This is a genomic window from Microbacterium sp. LEMMJ01 (assembly GCF_002114135.1).
In the GTDB taxonomy this organism is placed as follows: Bacteria; Actinomycetota; Actinomycetes; order Actinomycetales; family Microbacteriaceae; genus Microbacterium.
Window position 1 is genome coordinate 235,621 of sequence record NZ_NCTV01000030.1, and the last position, 15,498, is coordinate 251,118.

16 protein-coding genes and 1 tRNA gene are annotated in these 15,498 nt (G+C 70.3%); 6 read left to right on the plus strand and 11 right to left on the minus strand.

The features are described 5' to 3' along the window. Positions 1 to 68 precede the first annotated feature (68 nt). The 5 genes from B7W94_RS09970 to B7W94_RS09990 are packed head-to-tail and all read right to left on the minus strand — an operon-like array spanning position 69 to position 2,910. Entirely contained in the window at positions 69 to 398 is a 330-nt protein-coding gene (locus B7W94_RS09970; protein WP_085606247.1) for an Rv3654c family TadE-like protein, read from the minus strand. After that, positions 398 to 778 (minus strand): TadE family type IV pilus minor pilin, encoded by a 381-nt coding sequence (locus B7W94_RS09975; protein WP_025104273.1) that lies wholly within the window; start codon positions 776 to 778, stop codon positions 398 to 400. The genes B7W94_RS09970 and B7W94_RS09975 overlap by 1 nt, the downstream gene beginning before the upstream one ends. Then, a complete protein-coding gene (locus B7W94_RS09980) occupies positions 775 to 975 on the minus strand; it encodes a DUF4244 domain-containing protein (RefSeq protein WP_025104272.1) in 201 nt (66 codons plus the stop codon). The genes B7W94_RS09975 and B7W94_RS09980 overlap by 4 nt, the downstream gene beginning before the upstream one ends. 37 nt (positions 976 to 1,012) lie before the next feature. Continuing rightward, positions 1,013 to 1,912 carry a type II secretion system F family protein gene (locus tag B7W94_RS09985; RefSeq protein ID WP_085606249.1) on the minus strand — a complete coding sequence of 300 codons (900 nt, stop codon included), beginning with the start codon at positions 1,910 to 1,912 and terminating at the stop codon, positions 1,013 to 1,015. Next, complete coding sequence (locus B7W94_RS09990) at positions 1,906 to 2,910, minus strand: TadA family conjugal transfer-associated ATPase (protein ID WP_085606251.1); 1,005 nt, start codon at positions 2,908 to 2,910, stop codon at positions 1,906 to 1,908. The genes B7W94_RS09985 and B7W94_RS09990 overlap by 7 nt, the downstream gene beginning before the upstream one ends. A gap of 400 nt (positions 2,911 to 3,310) precedes the next feature. Between B7W94_RS09990 and acs the strand changes: the two genes are divergently transcribed. Further along, complete coding sequence (gene acs / locus B7W94_RS09995; protein ID WP_085606253.1) at positions 3,311 to 5,278, plus strand: acetate--CoA ligase; 1,968 nt, start codon at positions 3,311 to 3,313, stop codon at positions 5,276 to 5,278. 98 nt (positions 5,279 to 5,376) lie between these two features. Here the strand turns inward: acs and B7W94_RS10000 are convergent, their stop codons facing one another. After that, positions 5,377 to 5,835 (minus strand): RidA family protein, encoded by a 459-nt coding sequence (locus tag B7W94_RS10000; protein ID WP_025104268.1) that lies wholly within the window; start codon positions 5,833 to 5,835, stop codon positions 5,377 to 5,379. Next, positions 5,832 to 6,056: a hypothetical protein gene (locus tag B7W94_RS10005; RefSeq protein WP_025104267.1), complete on the minus strand. Its 225-nt coding sequence runs from the start codon at positions 6,054 to 6,056 to the stop codon at positions 5,832 to 5,834. Before B7W94_RS10005 ends, B7W94_RS10000 begins: the two co-directional genes overlap by 4 nt. 89 nt (positions 6,057 to 6,145) lie before the next feature. Between B7W94_RS10005 and B7W94_RS10010 the strand changes: the two genes are divergently transcribed. The 5 genes from B7W94_RS10010 (at position 6,146) to B7W94_RS10030 (ending at position 11,108) form a co-directional block, all read left to right on the plus strand. After that, complete coding sequence (locus tag B7W94_RS10010; protein WP_085606255.1) at positions 6,146 to 8,707, plus strand: transglycosylase domain-containing protein; 2,562 nt, start codon at positions 6,146 to 6,148, stop codon at positions 8,705 to 8,707. Then, positions 8,698 to 9,639, plus strand: coding sequence for a metallophosphoesterase (locus B7W94_RS10015; RefSeq protein ID WP_085606257.1), 942 nt, complete (start codon positions 8,698 to 8,700; stop codon positions 9,637 to 9,639). The genes B7W94_RS10010 and B7W94_RS10015 overlap by 10 nt, the downstream gene beginning before the upstream one ends. A gap of 83 nt (positions 9,640 to 9,722) precedes the next feature. Beyond that, positions 9,723 to 9,799 (plus strand) — tRNA-Pro (locus tag B7W94_RS10020). A 68-nt stretch (positions 9,800 to 9,867) separates the two neighbouring features. Beyond that, positions 9,868 to 10,344, plus strand: a complete 477-nt coding sequence (locus B7W94_RS10025; RefSeq protein ID WP_085606259.1) for a VanZ family protein — start codon at positions 9,868 to 9,870, stop codon at positions 10,342 to 10,344. Further along, positions 10,341 to 11,108 carry an HAD-IIB family hydrolase gene (locus B7W94_RS10030; RefSeq protein WP_085606261.1) on the plus strand — a complete coding sequence of 256 codons (768 nt, stop codon included), beginning with the start codon at positions 10,341 to 10,343 and terminating at the stop codon, positions 11,106 to 11,108. The genes B7W94_RS10025 and B7W94_RS10030 overlap by 4 nt, the downstream gene beginning before the upstream one ends. A gap of 85 nt (positions 11,109 to 11,193) precedes the next feature. Here B7W94_RS10030 and B7W94_RS10035 read toward each other — a convergent pair whose 3' ends face one another. From B7W94_RS10035 to B7W94_RS10050, 4 genes are all read right to left on the minus strand, one after another. Then, positions 11,194 to 12,471 (minus strand): alpha-hydroxy acid oxidase, encoded by a 1,278-nt coding sequence (locus B7W94_RS10035; RefSeq protein WP_085606263.1) that lies wholly within the window; start codon positions 12,469 to 12,471, stop codon positions 11,194 to 11,196. Next, complete coding sequence (locus B7W94_RS10040; protein WP_085606264.1) at positions 12,423 to 13,205, minus strand: FadR/GntR family transcriptional regulator; 783 nt, start codon at positions 13,203 to 13,205, stop codon at positions 12,423 to 12,425. The genes B7W94_RS10035 and B7W94_RS10040 overlap by 49 nt, the downstream gene beginning before the upstream one ends. A gap of 154 nt (positions 13,206 to 13,359) precedes the next feature. Next, entirely contained in the window at positions 13,360 to 14,013 is a 654-nt protein-coding gene (locus B7W94_RS10045; RefSeq protein ID WP_025104260.1) for a thymidine kinase, read from the minus strand. A gap of 9 nt (positions 14,014 to 14,022) precedes the next feature. Beyond that, positions 14,023 to 15,495 (minus strand): malate:quinone oxidoreductase, encoded by a 1,473-nt coding sequence (locus B7W94_RS10050; protein WP_085606266.1) that lies wholly within the window; start codon positions 15,493 to 15,495, stop codon positions 14,023 to 14,025. Between the last annotated feature and the right edge of the window lie 3 nt (positions 15,496 to 15,498).

Here is a 15,498-nt window from a genome sequence, read left to right on the forward strand (position 1 = left end):
TTCTTCGAAGCACACCATACACACCGCTATCAGGGGTCGTTCACAGCGGGCGAGGGGTAGAGCCGCCGTCATGGTTCCTCGGGTGGCCCGGCACGAGCGCGGGAGACGGCAGCGAGTCCAGCGTACGCCGCCTCCACCGACACGGTCGCCACATACCCTTCCAGCGAACAGCTCGTCAGGGCCGCCCCGTCCGCCGCGGCGACCCTGGCGGCCAACGCACAGGGCTCGTCCGCCGTCGGCACCGCGCCGCTCGCGGCATCGGCGGCGGCGAGCGCGGCGGCGTCGGCCGCGCCCGCCGCACGCTGTGCCGTGACCGCCGCACCGCCCACCGCCGCGAGACCGACGGACAGCGTGGCGCTCACCACGAGGAGCGCGGCCGCGAGCGCCGACCCCGCCATCAGCGGCCCCCGTCCAGGGCACAGCTCGAGGCGCGCAGCGGGACGCTGATGACCGCTCCGAGCGACACCCGGAGCGTCGCCGTGGCGCACACGAGATCGCCGGCAGGGGCGAACGCGGTACCGGCGCCCGGGATCGCCTCGTGGATGACCCGGGCAGCCGCCGCCGCGTCCTCACCACGACCGAGCAGTCGGGCGGCGTCGGCGGCAGCATCCTGCAGCGCGACCTGCCGCGACGCCGCCAGGAGAGCGCCCGCCCCCAGCAGCAGCACCAGCACGATGGCGGGCAGCGCCAGGGCGAGCTCCGCCGCGACGGCACCGCGGTCGCCCCGCCACCATGCCGGGGCCGCGGTCGCGCGAGCGTCGTGTCCGCCGTGCGTCATGACACGGTCAGGGCTCGACGGACGAGACCGGTGAGGATGCCCCGCACCTCGTCCGAGCGCATGATCGCCACGAGCAGACCGGCGAAGGCGACCGCGGCCATGGTGGTGATGGCGTATTCGGCGGTCGCCGCGCCGGTGTCGTCTCCGAAGAGCGCCCTGGCGCGGCGCCGGTCCAGGGTGGGGAGTGTGTCGTTCATCTTCGTACCTCTTTCTTTGTCGGTGATCACGGAAGGGTCAGGTCGGCAGCGGCGTGGAGGCGAGCACACTGAGCAGGAGGGGCGCCACACCGAGCAGGAGGAACGCCGGCAGCGTGCAGACGCCGAGCGGAAGCAGCAGGCGCGTGGAGAGACGCGCGGCGCGGAGACGCCCGTGCACCCTGGCGCGATGCCGGTCCTGCGCCGCCGCCGCGCGCAGCAGCTCCACGGCGGGGACGCCGGCCGCGCGGGAGAGCTCGAGCACCTGGCCGACGCGGTCGCGCTCGGCGGGGTCGACGACGCCGGTCTCGGTGACGAGCGCGACGGCGCGGTCGATCGGTGCGCCGCCGGCGAGCGCCACCGCGACGAGTTCCGCGGCCATGCCCGGCGTGCCCGGCGCTGGGCGTGCTTGGCGCAGCAGCCGCCCTGTCCAGAGCCGAGCGGCCGCGACCAGCAGCAGCCCCGCGACGACGCACACACCCCCGAGGGGGTTACCGATGATCGCGCCCAGGGTGTCGAATCCCAGCGCGACGCCGAGCAGCAGACCGGCCAGCGGCATCCACAGCAGCAGTCGCGCCGTCCCGGCAGGCTCGGCAAGAGCCACTCGGACATCGTCGGCCGCCGACGCGGCATCGCGCAGCGCCTCGGCGATGGTGCGGAGCACGTCGGCCAGCGGTGCCCCCACCGTCGTGGCGACCTCCCACGCCGCCGCCAGCTCCGTCCACATGCCACCCTGCGCCTCGATCGCGGACACCAGCGGCATGCCCTCACTCGTTCGTTCGAGCACCGCCGTCGCGGCGGGGTCCCCCGTGCCCGCGAGGTGCCGCCAGGCGACGAGGGGGATCGCCCCGGCCTGCAGGAGCACGGCGAGCGTCTGGACGGAATCGGCGACATGCGGACCGGGATCCGACGCCGGACGCGGCACACGGAGCGTCACCACGACTCGACCTCCTCGATCGTCAGGCGGTCGCCCGCGAGCGCGAGACGGCCGGCCTTCGCGATGCGTCGGACGCCATCCCGAGCCCGCTCCAGGTGCAGCACGATGGTGAAGGCACTCACCGCCTGACGCGCGAGCGCCACCGCGTCCATGCCGGCGAGCGCTCCCAGGGCCTCCAGCCGCGCGGGGACGTCGGCCAGGCCGCTGGCGTGCAGAGTGCCGGCGCCGCCGTCGTGCCCGGTGTTGAGCGCGGTGAGCAGCTCCCGCACCTCCACTCCTCGGCATTCGCCCACCACGAGGCGGTCGGGCCGCATGCGCAGGGACTCCCGCACCAGCCGCGCCAGATCGATCTCACCGGCGCCTTCGAGGTTGGCCTGCCGCGCCTCCAGAGCGACATGGTGCGGGTGCCGGGGCCGCAGCTCCGCGACGTCTTCGATGGTGACGATGCGCTCCTCGGGCGGGACCTCCGACAGCAGGGCCGACAGCAGCGTCGTCTTGCCGGAGCCCGTGCCCCCGGTGAGGAGGAGGTTCGCCCGGTCGCGGACCAGCGCGCCGAGCCATCGCCGCTGCCGCGGGTCGAACGCTCCGCGCGCCGCGAGCGCATCGAGGTCGGCGGCATGCACGCGAGGGACGCGGATCGACAGGGCTGTGCCTCGCGCCGACACCGGAGCCAGCGCGGCGTGCACCCGGACCCCGGAGCCGAGGCGGACGTCGACGCACGGCGTCTGATCGTCGAGGTGTCGCCCGCCGATCGCGACGAGCGCCACGGCGAGCTCCCGGACCTCCCGCTCCGTCGCCCGCCACTCCGGAACACGTACCGCGCCCCTCCCCCTGTCCACGAACAGCGCGTCCGCGCCGTTCAGGAACACGTCCGTGACCTCGTCGTCGATGAACGGCGCGAGCGGGGCGAAAGCCGACTCACCCCGGAGAGCCTCCTGCGGCGAGCGTGGCGCCGCGCGCGTCTCGGACGAGCGCGGCTGGATGACGAATCGGTCAGGCATACGGCGACGGTAGGCCGCAGGCCGCCCACCTGGACCGCGCGGTGCCTGGGCTCCCGCGGCGCGTGTGCACAAGCCGGCGCCGTCTCCCGCAGTGCAGGAGCCGATCGCGAAGCGAGCGCGGATCGGGAGCGCTCCCATGAGAAAGGGCGGCACCTCATGGGGGGAATGAGGTGCCGCCCACGGCGGCTCTCGATCGGGGGAATCGGGCACGCCAAGGCCGGAATGAGATTTCGGCTGTCGTCGAGTGTACGCAAGGCGACCGTCCTGACAAAACCCACCCGACTACCGACTTTCGGCAGTATTCGACGGTGGGGGCCGGGGATAGATTCACCCTGACCTGGTCGCACTCCCCCTGCGGCCATGCCTGCACGACCCGAACGCCGCAAAGGAGCGCCTGCCGATGAGCAGTCAGATCGATCACCTTCTCGACGAGACCCGGCGCTTCGCGCCGTCGGAGGAGTTCGCCGCCCAATCCGTCGCCTCGAAAGAGCTCTACGAGCGCGCCGCCGCGGATCGCGAGGGCTTCTGGGCCGATCAGTCGCGCGAGCTCGTGCACTGGCACAAGCCCTTCACCCAGGTCCTCGACTGGAGCAACCCGCCCTTCGCCAAGTGGTTCGACGACGGCGAGCTCAACGTGGCCTACAACTGCCTCGACCGGCACGTCGAGGCCGGCAACGGCGACCGCGTCGCGCTCTTCTGGGAGGGCGAGCCGGGCGACAGCCGCCGCATCACCTACGCCGAGCTGACGGACGAGGTCAAGCGCGTCGCGAACGTGCTCGAGGGTCTCGGCATCGGGCAGGGCGACCGCGTCGCGATCTATCTGCCGATGATCCCCGAGGCGATCGCCGCGATGCTCGCCGTGGCGCGCCTGGGCGCCATCCACTCGGTCGTCTTCGGCGGGTTCAGCGCGGACAGCCTGCGCTCCCGGATCGACGACGCCGGCGCCAAGCTCGTCATCACCGCGGACGGTGGGTACCGCAAGGGCCGCGTCTCCGCGCTGAAGCCGGCGGTGGACCAGGCGCTGGCCGACCGCGGCGAGGGCGAACAGCAGACCGTCGAGCACGTGCTCGTGGTCAAGCGCGGCGAGAACGAGGTGGAGTGGACGGAGGGCCGCGACCTCTGGTGGCACGACGTCGTCCCCGCGGCCTCGGCCGACCACACGGCGCAGGCGTTCCCCGCCGAGAACCCCCTCTTCATCCTGTACACCTCGGGCACGACGGGGAAGCCGAAGGGCATCCTGCACACCTCCGGCGGCTACCTCACCCAGGCGGCGTACTCGCACAAGAACGTCTTCGACCTGAAGCCGGAGACCGACGTCTACTGGTGCACCGCCGACATCGGCTGGATCACCGGACACACCTACGTCACCTATGGCCCGCTCGCGAACGGCGCGACGCAGGTGCTCTACGAGGGCACGCCCGACACCCCGCACCCCGGCCGCTGGTGGGAGCTCATCGAGAAGTACAAGGTCTCGATCTTCTACACGGCCCCGACCGCGATCCGCTCGTTCATGAAGATCGGTCGCAGCGTCCCGCAGAAGTTCGACCTGTCCTCGCTGCGCGTGCTCGGCTCGGTGGGCGAGCCCATCAACCCCGAGGCCTGGATGTGGTACCGCGAGGTCATCGGCGCCGGCGCGACCCCGATCGTCGACACGTGGTGGCAGACCGAGACCGGCGCGATCATGGTGTCGGCGCTCCCCGGCATCACCGCGACGAAGCCCGGCTCCGCCCAGGTACCGCTGCCCGGCATCTCGATCGACGTGGTGGACGAGCAGGGCGTCGAGGTCGGCAACGGCAACGGCGGGCTCCTCGTCATCACCGAACCGTGGCCGAGCATGCTGCGCGGCATCTGGGGCGACCCGGAGCGCTTCCGCGAGACCTACTGGGAGAAGTTCGAGAAGCAGGGCTACTACTTCGCGGGTGACGGCGCACGGCTCGACGAGGACGGCGACCTCTGGCTGCTCGGACGCGTCGACGACGTGATGAACGTCTCGGGTCACCGCCTGTCGACCGCGGAGATCGAGTCCTCCCTCGTCGCGCACGAGGCCACGGCCGAAGCCGCCGTCGTCGGCGCCTCGGACGAGACCACGGGTCAGGCGGTCGTGGCCTTCGTGATCATCAAGGAGAGCTACCTCTCCGCGCACGACCCGGCGGGACTCGCGCAGCAGCTGCGACTCTGGGTGGGCGAGCAGATCGGCGCGATCGCCCGTCCGCGTGACGTCTACATCGTCGGCGAGCTGCCGAAGACCCGCTCCGGGAAGATCATGCGCCGTCTGCTCCGCGACGTGGCCGAGGGGCGCGAGGTCGGCGACACGACGACGCTCGCGGACACCGCCGTGATGAGCATCATCTCCGCCCAGGTCAAGTAACGCGAGACCCCGGGTTCACGTCGAGACCCCCTGTTGCAGACGTCTGCAGCAGGGGGTCTCGACGTGTGCCCGGGGTCTCGGCGTGCCGGGCGCGGGAACTACGCGAGGCGGAACGTGACCTCGACCTCGACGGGGCTGCCGAGCGGGAGCTCGGCGACGCCGACGGCGGCACGCGCGTGCCGGCCCTCCTCGCCGAAGATTTCGCCGAGCACCTCGCTCGCGCCGTTGATGACGCCGGGCTGTCCGGTGAAGCCCTCCGCCGAGCCGACGAAGCCGCCGACCCGGACGACGCCGGCGATGCGGTCCACGCCGCCCGCGACGTCGGCCGCGGCGGCCAGCGCGTTCAGAGCGCACGTCCTGGCGTAGGCCTTCGCGTCCTCGGCGGACACCTCCGCGCCGACCTTGCCGGTCGCGGGGAGGGCGCCGTCGACGAACGGGAGCTGGCCCGACGTGTAGACGAGGCCACCGTGCACGACCGCAGGCACGTAGGCGGCGACCGGAGCGGCGACGGCGGGCAGCTCGATGCCGAGCTCGGAGAGGCGGGCGGCGATGCTCATGCCTGGCCTCCCTCGAACTGGCGCGAGGCCTCGGCGGCGGCGGCGAGACCGGCGTTGGTCGAGCCGTCCGTGGTCACGGGGCGCTTGAAGTAGGCGACCAGACCGCCTTCGGGGCCCTGCACCACCTGGACGAGCTCCCAGCCCTGCTTCCCCCAGTTGTTGAGGATGGCCGCGGTGTTGTGGATCAGCAGCGGCGTGGTGAGGTACTCCCACGTGGTCATGGCACTCCTGTCGATCAGGGCGCGTCCAGGGCAGACCGGGCCGCGCTCGTCAAAGCCGGTATTCAGGGAACTCCCCTACGATCAAGCGTATGCCCCAAAAGAACCGCACGGTGAAGGGCGTGCTCGGCGGTCTCGTCGGGCTCGTCGGACTGAGCGCCATCGCCGGTCTGCTGGTCACCGCCAGCGTCACCCCCGTCCTCGCGATGACCGGCGTCGCCGGCACCACGGCGCTGACCATCTTCGATGAGCTGCCCGAGGTGCTGAAGGTCGACACTCCCATGGAGCAGTCGACCATCTACGCCACGAACCCCGAGGGCAAGCCGGTCGTGCTGGCGTCGTTCTACGAGCAGAACCGCGTCCCGGTGAAGTACGAGGAAGTCTCGCCGGTCCTCTACGACGCGATCCTCTCGAGTGAGGACAAGAACTTCTACACCCACGGCGGGGTCAACCTCGGCGCGACGGTGAAGGCCCTCGTCGACAACGTGCGCGGCACCTCGAGCCGTGGCGCCTCGACCATCAGCCAGCAGTTCGTGAAGAACGTCCGCATCCAGCAGTGCGAGCAGAACGTCAGCACCGCCTCCGAGACCTACGCGGACGAGCTGCAGCAGTGCTGGCAGGACGCCACCAACGCCTCCGGCGTCGACGGCATCGAGCGCAAGCTCCAGGAGATGCGCTACGCCATCCAGATCGAGAAGGACTACTCGAAGAACGACATCCTCCTCGGATACCTCAACATCGCGAACTTCGGCGGCACGGTCTACGGCATCGAGGCCGCCGCGCGGTACTACTTCTCCACGACCGCCGCGAAGCTCACCGTCGGCCAGGCGGCGACGCTCGCCGGCATCGTGCAGAACCCGAACACGTACCGCATCGACAAGCCCGGCGGCACCTACACGACCGACGACGGCGTCGCGCACAACTCCGCCGAGGACGGGTACAAGGACGCCAAGGACCGCCGCGACTACGTTCTCGGCCGTATGCTCACGGACGGCAAGATCACCCAGGCGCAGCACGACGAGGCGAAGGCCGCCGCGATCACTCCCGCCATCAAGGTCCCGACCCAGGGCTGTGCCGCGGCCGGACGCAACGCCTACTTCTGCCAGTACGTGAAGTCGATCGTCGAGAACGACGAGGCGTTCGGTGCGGACATCCAGGAGCGTCGCGACCTGCTGCGCCGCGGTGGTCTGAAGATCTACACCACCCTCGACTTCCGCGTGCAGGACCCCGCGGCCGAGGAGATGGCCAACGTCGTCCCGGCGAATTTCGACAACAAGTACTTCGGTGCTGCCGGCGTGTCGATCGAGGTCGGCACCGGCCGCATCCTCTCGATCACGCAGAACACGAAGTTCTCGGAGACCCCGACCACCGACCAGCAGTACTCATCGCTCGTCTTCGCCGGCGACCAGAAGTACGGCAACTCCGGCGGATTCCAGGTGGGCTCGACCTACAAGCTCTTCACCCTCATCGACTGGCTCGAGAAGGGCCACTCCGTGCGGGAGTCCTTGAACGGTGCGGTGCAGACCAACCTGCAGATTCCCGTCTGCGGCAGCCCGCAGACGACCGACACGGCGAAGATCGGCAACTTCAACCGCGTTCGCGGATTCACGGGGACGCCGATGGCCTTCACGGCGCAGTCCCTCAACAGCGGGTTCTTCGCGATGGCCGCCAAGCTCGACGTCTGCGACATCAACAAGGTCGCCGACAAGATGGGCGTCACGCTCGCCAGCGGCGAGAAGGTCACCGAGGAGAACGTCCCCTACGACGTCCTCGGCCCGAAGAACATCTCCCCCATCGCGATGGCCAACGCCTACGCGACGGTCGCCAGCGGCGGCACCTACTGCACGCCCCGCGCGATCGACAAGGTGATCGACGCCGAAGGCAAGGAGCGCCCGCTCCCCAAGGCTTCCTGCACCGAGGGCGTGCTCTCGAAGGAGGTCGCGGCGACCGCGGCCTATGCGCTGCAGGGCGTCATGGCCGGCGGTGGCACGGGGTCACGGGCCAACCCCTTCGACGGCACCCCGCTGATCGGCAAGACCGGTACGCACGACCTGTGGTCGACCATGATGATCGAGTCCAGCACCAAGGTCGCGACCGCGGTCTGGGCCGGCCGGTCGAACGGCAACCACGACAACGTGTTCAACGTCTGGACGGGCAGCCACCTCCTCAACGAGGTGCGGTACCCGCTGGCGCGCGCCGCGCAGCACGCCGCGAACCAGGCCTATGGTGGTGACCGATTCCCGGAGCCGGACGGCAACCTCATCCGCCAGATCCGTGTGGACGTGCCTGATGTCGTCGGCCAGACCGTCGAGGAGGCGACCGCGACCCTCGAGCGCGCCGGGTTCGAGGTCTCCGTGGGCGATCCGGTGGACAGCGACAAGGCGACGAACATCGTCGTCGAACAGAGCCCGTCCGGTCAGGCCACTGCCGGGGCCACCATCACGATCTCGCCCAGCAACGGCAACGGCGCGACCGTCCCGGATGTGACAGGGCAGAGTCCGACCGAGGCCAACGCCGCACTCGTCGCCGCCGGCTTCACGACGGTCGAACGAGAAGGCTCCTGTAACGCGGAAGACGCGACGGTGACGGCGACGACCCCGGCCGCGAACTCTGCGGCGACGAAGGCCACGCCGATCCGAGTGTCGTGCAAGTAGGCACGTCCCGCGCGGCGCACCCGGCCCTCATCGCGCTCGGCGCGGTGGGGGCCGTCGGAGCGGCCGCCGCGATCTGGGGTATCGGCATCGAGCGGTACCTGTTCACGGTGCGGGAGGTCTCGGCGGAGGCCCTTCCGGCGGGCGCGGCGCCGCTGCGCATCCTGCACCTCTCCGACGCGCACATGGCGCCCTGGCAGCACCGGAAGCAGGACTGGCTCGCGTCCCTGGCCGATCTGAAGCCCGACCTCATCGTCAACACGGGCGACAACCTCGGGCACGAGGAGGGCTTGCAGGGCATCCGCCGAGCGTTCGCCCCCTTCGCCGGTGTTCCCGGGGTGTTCGTGCACGGCTCCAACGACGTCAACGGCCCCTCCCCCCGGAATCCGCTGCGGTATTTCGCCGGACCATCACAGAAGCACCGCGAGCCCACCCTGCTCGACACCGCCGCGATGGACCGCTACTTCACGGACGAGCTCGGCTGGGCCGACCTGAACAACACGGCGACGCGCCTCACGGTGCGCGGCGAGGCGGTCGACCTGTTCGGCGTCGACGACGCCCATCGCGACTGGGAGCGCCTCGACGTGCTGCCCGCGGCGCTCGAAGAGCTCGGGTCCCGGTCGGACGCCACCCCCGTGCTCGGCGTCACGCATGCGCCGTATCAGCGGGTGCTCAACGGCTTCGTCGACCTCGGCGCGGACGCCATCCTCGGCGGCCACACCCACGGCGGACAGGTCTGCCTTCCCGGTTTCGGCGCCATCGTGGCCAACTGCGACATCCCCCTGAAGCAGGCCAAGGGACTCAGCACCTGGACGCATGGTGACCGTTCGGTGCCGCTGAACGTCAGCGCAGGCTGCGGGCACTCCATCTACGCGCCCGTCCGCTTCGCGTGCCGTCCCGAGGCGACACTGCTCACGCTGACCGCCCACGCTTGACCCCGCGAACGGTTCCGCCACGCGGGTGGAGTGCTCGATTCGGTACTGGAAGCATTTCGCTGTAGACTCGAAGGGTTGCAAAACGGGGTGTGGCGCAGCTTGGTAGCGCGCTTCGTTCGGGACGAAGAGGTCGCAGGTTCAAATCCTGTCACCCCGACCAGTGACACGAGAAGGCCGCCCGCAGGGGCGGCCTTCTCTGTATCGGGATGTCGTGCGAGAGGGGAACGCATGGGGAGGCTCCTGCCACCGCCGCGGCGTTCGACGCGCGTGTGGGCTGCCGCCCTCGGGCTCCCCTTCTTCATCGGCGTCGCCCTTCTCACGCTCACCCCCGCGCGCGTGGAGCAGACGATGCCCAACCTGCTCGACCTCCTCCTTCGCGCGATTCAGCGGCTCGGCTGGACGAGCTTGGACTTCACGAGACTCGAGGTTCTGGCGAACGTCGCCGTCTTCATCCCGCTCGGGGTGCTCGCGTTCCTGCTCGTGCCTCGGCGCGCGTGGCTGCTATCGCTGCTCGTGGGTCCGGCCCTCTCGCTGGCGATCGAGACGGCGCAGTACCTGGCCCTCCCGCACCGCGCCGCGACCGTGAGCGACGTGCTGGCCAACTCCACCGGGGCGAGCATCGGCGTCGTCCTCGCGATATTCTGCACGCTGTTCGCCGCCACACCGTCCTCCCGGCCGCGAACACCTACAGTGGAGGCATCATGACATCGCCCTCTCTCATCGCCTTCGACCTCGATGACACCCTTGCCCCTTCCAAGGGCACGATCGACCCGCAGATCGCCGCGCTCCTGGGTGACCTGCTGCGTTCCGTGGATGTCGCGATCATCTCCGGCGGCAACGAGGCACAGTTCCGCACGCAGGTGGTGGCGCAGCTCGCCGACGCCGAGCCCGCGGCCCTCGCCCGACTGCATCTGCTTCCGACGTGCGGCACCCGGTATCTGCGGCACGACGGCACGGACTTCGTGGCTGTGTACGCGCACGATCTGAGCGACGAGGAGAAGTCCGCCGCCCTCACGGCTCTCCGAGAGGAGGCGGAGCGCCTCGGGCTCTGGGAGGCCGAGCCCTGGGGCGAGATCCTCGAGGACCGCGGCTCGCAGATCACGTTCTCCGCGCTCGGCCAGCAGGCCCCACGCGACGCGAAGCACGCATGGGATCCGACGGGTTCGAAGCGAGGCGCGCTACGCGATGCCGTCGCCGCGCGGCTCCCAGGCCTCGAGGTGCGCTCGGGCGGCTCGACCTCGATCGACATCACCCGCGCCGGGATCGACAAGGCGTTCGGCATGCAGCAGCTCGCCACCCACACCGGCATCGATCTGACCGCGATGCTGTTCTACGGCGACCGTCTCGACGAGGGCGGCAACGACTACCCCGTCCTCGCGCTGGGCGTGCCGTCGGTGGCCGTCGAGGGCTGGGAGGACACGGCGGCCCGCCTCGAGGCTCTCCTGCCGACCCTCTCCACCCGGGTCTGACGCGCACGTTCGCACGACGTCGACCCGCCTGCACGACGAGAGGATCGAATCCGTCGTGCAGGCGTGGTCTGGTCGTGCAGGTGGGTCAGTGCACCTCGACGCCGGCCGCGCGGGAGACGGGCACCAGACGGGTGAGCTGGGTCACGTGCCCGGGCTCGAGCTCCGCGAGGGAGGCCACGCCCAGCAGCCGCATCGTGCGCTCGATCTCGCCGCGCAGGATGGCGATGGTGCGGTCGACGCCCTGGCGGCCTCCCGCCATCAGGCCGTAGAGGTAGGCGCGGCCGATCAGCGTGAAGTCGGCACCGAGCGCGACGGAGGCCACGATGTCGGCGCCGTTCATGATGCCGGTGTCGATCATGACCGTGAAGTCGTCGCCGACCGCACGACGGACCTCGGGCAGGAGGTGGAACGGGATCGGGGCGCGGTCGAGCTGGCGCCCGCCGTGGTTCGACAGCACGATGCCGTCGACGCCCGCGTCCCGCAGGCGCACGGAATCCTCGATGTTCTGCACGCCCTTGATGACGATCTTGCCGGGCCAGATGTCGCGGATGACGGCGAGGTCGTCGTAGCTGATCGTCGGGTCCATCGCCGCGTCGAGGAGCTCGCCCACGGTGCCGCCGGTCGTGCTCAGCGACGCGAACTCCAGCTTCGGGGTGGTCAGGAAGTCGAACCACCACCAGGGCCGCGGGATGGCGTTGATGATCGTGCCGAGGGTGAGCTGCGGCGGGATGCTGAAGCCGTTGCGCTTGTCGCGGAGACGGGCGCCGGCGACCGGTGTGTCGACGGTGAACTGCAGGGTGTCAAAGCCCGCGGCGGCGGCGCGGCGGGCGAGCTCGTACGAGATCTCGCGGTCGCGCATGACGTAGAGCTGGAACCAGTTCCGACCGGGCACGGGGCCCTGCGGCTCCCGGACCGTCGCCGCCTTGACGTCCTCGATCGAGGTGGTCCCGAGGGTGGACAGCGTGAACGGGATGCCCGCGGCGGCCGCGGCTCCGGCACCCGCGACCTCGCCCTCGGTCTGCATGAGCCGGGTGAAGCCGGTCGGCGCGATGCCGAACGGAAGCGCGGACGGACCGCCGAGGATCTCGACGGCCGTGTCGACGTCCGGCGCCGGCTTGAGGATGCCGGGGTGGAACTCCACGTCCTGGAACGCCTGACGGGCGCGGCGCAGCGACAGCTCGCCCTCGGCCGCGCCGTCCGTGTAGTCGAAGGCGGCCTTCGGTGTGCGGCGCTTGGCGATCGTGCGCAGATCGTCGATGGTGAGCGCGGCGTCGAGACGGCGCTTGCGCCCGTCGAGCTCGGGCTTCTTGAACTTCATGAGCTCCAACAGCTCGGCGGGGTTGGGGAGCTGGCGCTGGACCATGTTCTGCCTCTCAGTTCTGCGGGGGGGACGGTGCGGGTGAGGCCCGCGGCGGTGTAGTAGCCGGTGATGTGGGCGCGGACCAGGCGCCGGGCGATGTCGACCTCGCCCGCATCGATCGCCGCGACCAGTGCGTGGTGCTCGGACCGCAGGCGGTCGGCCATGCGATCCCAGTCGTCGACGGTCGCCGCGCCCGCGAGCACGTACGACTCGATGGCGGAGCGGAGGCCCGCCATCATCGCCGCGATGACGGTGTTGCCGCTACCCTCCGCGAGGGAGAGGTGCAGCTGCGCGTCGAGGGCCAGGAACTCGGCCGGAGTGAGGGCACCGTCGTCCATGGCGGTGAGCAGCTCGTGCGCCCGGACGGTGTCGCGGTGGGTGGCGCCTGCCATCGCCTCCACGACCGCGTCCTCGAGCACGAGTCGCGTGCGGACGACGTCATCGAGAGGGAAGCCCTGCGCGGCCACCTGGAGCCGCAGGAGCGCCGACATCCCGCCGGTGGGGGTGGCGATCACGATGGCGCCCGCCTGGGGGCCCGAGCCGGTCGCCGTGCGGATGAGCCCGAGCACCTCGAGCACGCGGAACGCCTCCCGCACACTCGATCGCCCGACGCCGAGGTCGCTCGCGAGGTCCCGTTCGGACGGCAGCCGGTCCCCCGGGCCGAGACGACCGTCGAGCAGGTCACGCTCGATGTGCTCGAGCACGAGTCGCCATGCACGCGCCGGCTGCTCCGTCATCCCGCCTCCTGTGGTCAGACCACAGGGTAGCGCGTGTGGTCAGACCACGCAACGCGGCGATGCGGCGCGCGCGAGCCACCCCTCTTCGTGCGTCCCGGCCCGGTGCGTACGCACGCAGAGGGGTGGGGCGACCGGAAGGGGGTGGGTCGGCGGGTCAGCCCAGACGGCCGCCGGACTCCTCCAGATAGCAGGTGCCGCACAGCGACTCGTAGGTCGTGAGCTCGGGCGAGGCGGAACCGTCGGCGCCCTCGTCGATCGCGACCTGGTCGCCGTCGAACACGAAGCGGCCGCCGACCACGCGGCCGTTGAACACCGCCTTGCGCCCGCAGCGGCAGATGGTCTTGAGCTCCTCCAGGGAGTGCGCGATGGCCAGGAGCCGGGCGGAGCCGGGGAACGCGTGGGTGCGGAAGTCGTTGCGGATGCCGTAGGCCATCACCGGAATGCCGTCCTCCACCGCGATGCGGAACAGGTCGTCGATCTGTGTCGGCGTGAGGAACTGCGCCTCGTCGATGAGGAGACAGGCCACGTCGATCGGGCCGGTCGGGAGGAGCTCCTCCTCCGTGGACCGCTGCATCCGCTCGCGGTGGACCCCGAAGAGCGCGCGCACGTCATCGTCCGGACCGACGAGGAAGTCGACCGGCCGCGTGACGCCGAGGCGACTCTCGATCTGCCCCGCGCCCTTGGTGTCGATCGCGGGCTTGGCGAGGAGCACGTGCTGGCCGCGCTCCTCGTAGTTGTAGGCGACCTGCAGCAGAGCGGTCGACTTGCCCGAGTTCATCGCGCCGTAGCGGAAGTAGAGCTTCGCCACGGGCCCAGGTCAGACGTTGATGCCGAGGACGGCGGCAGTCGCGGCGGTCGACTCCTCCGCGAGCTCCGCGTCGCCGTTGAGCTTCCGGCCGAAGGTGGGGATGAGCTCACGCAGCTGCGACTCCCAGCCCGGGTACTCGCCGGGGAAACACTTCTTCAGCAGGTCGAGCATGATCGGCACGGCGGTCGAAGCCCCGGGCGATGCACCGAGGAGACCGGCGATCGAGCCGTCGCCCGAGGCGACCACCTCGGTGCCGAACTGCAGCACGCCGCCCTTCTTCGGGTCCTTCTTCATGACCTGCGCGCGCTGACCGGCGTCGATGAGCGTCCAGTCCTCGTCCTTGGCCGTCGGCATGAACGTGCGGAGGCTGTCGACCTTCTTGCGGTGGTTCTTCATCAGCTCGCTGATGAGGTACGTGATGAGGTCGGGGTTGGCGAAGGCGACCCGCAGCATCGGCCAGAGGTTGTGCGGCCGGACCTGCGTGACGATGTCGAGCATCGAGCCGTTCTTGAGGAACTTCGGGCTGAACGTCGCGAACGGCCCGAACATCAGCGACGCCTCTCCGTCGACGACACGCGTGTCGAGGTGCGGGACCGACATCGGCGGCGCGCCCACCGAGGCCTGCGAATAGACCTTGGCCTTGTGCTGCGCGACGATCTTCGGGTTCGTCGTCTTGAGGAACTGGCCGCCGATCGGGAAGACGCCGTAGCCCTTGATCTCAGGGATGCCGGAATTCTGCAGGAGCTTCAGCGCCCAGCCCCCGGCTCCGACGAACACGAACTTCGCCTTGATCTCGTTCGGGGTGCGGCCGACCGTCGTGCGGTACTTGATGAGCCAGCTGCCGTCCTTCTGGCGCTTGAGCGACTTGACCTCGTGGTTCGTGCGCACGGCGACGCCCGAGTCACGCAGGTGATCGAAGAGCTGATGCGTGAGCGCGCCGAAGTCGACGTCGGTGCCGGCGGGCACCCGGGTGGCCGCGAACGGCTCGCCCTTCCGCCGCTTCTGCATGAGGAGCGGCGCCCACTGGTTGATGACGCGGGAGTCTTCGCTGTACTCGATGCCGGCGAACAGCGGCTGCTCCTTGAGCACCTCATAGCGCTTCTTGAGGTAGGCCACGTCCTTCTCACCCCGCACGAACGTCATGTGCGGCGTCGCGTTGATGAAGGTCGACGGCTCGTCCAGCACGCCCTTCTCGACGAGGGAGGACCAGAACTGGCGGCTCTGCTGGAACTGCTCGTTGATCGAGATCGCCTTGGCGGGGTCGAGCGGAGCGTCACCCTGCTGCGGCATGTAGTTCAGCTCGCACAGGGCGGCATGCCCGGTCCCGGCGTTGTTCCAGGGGTTCGAGCTCTCCTGCGCCACATCCGACAGCCGCTCGAAGGCGACGATCTTCCAGTCCGGCTGCAGCTCGTGCAGCAGGGTACCCAGGGTGGCGCTCATGATGCCACCGCCGATCAGGACGACATCGACGTTTTCAGTCACCCG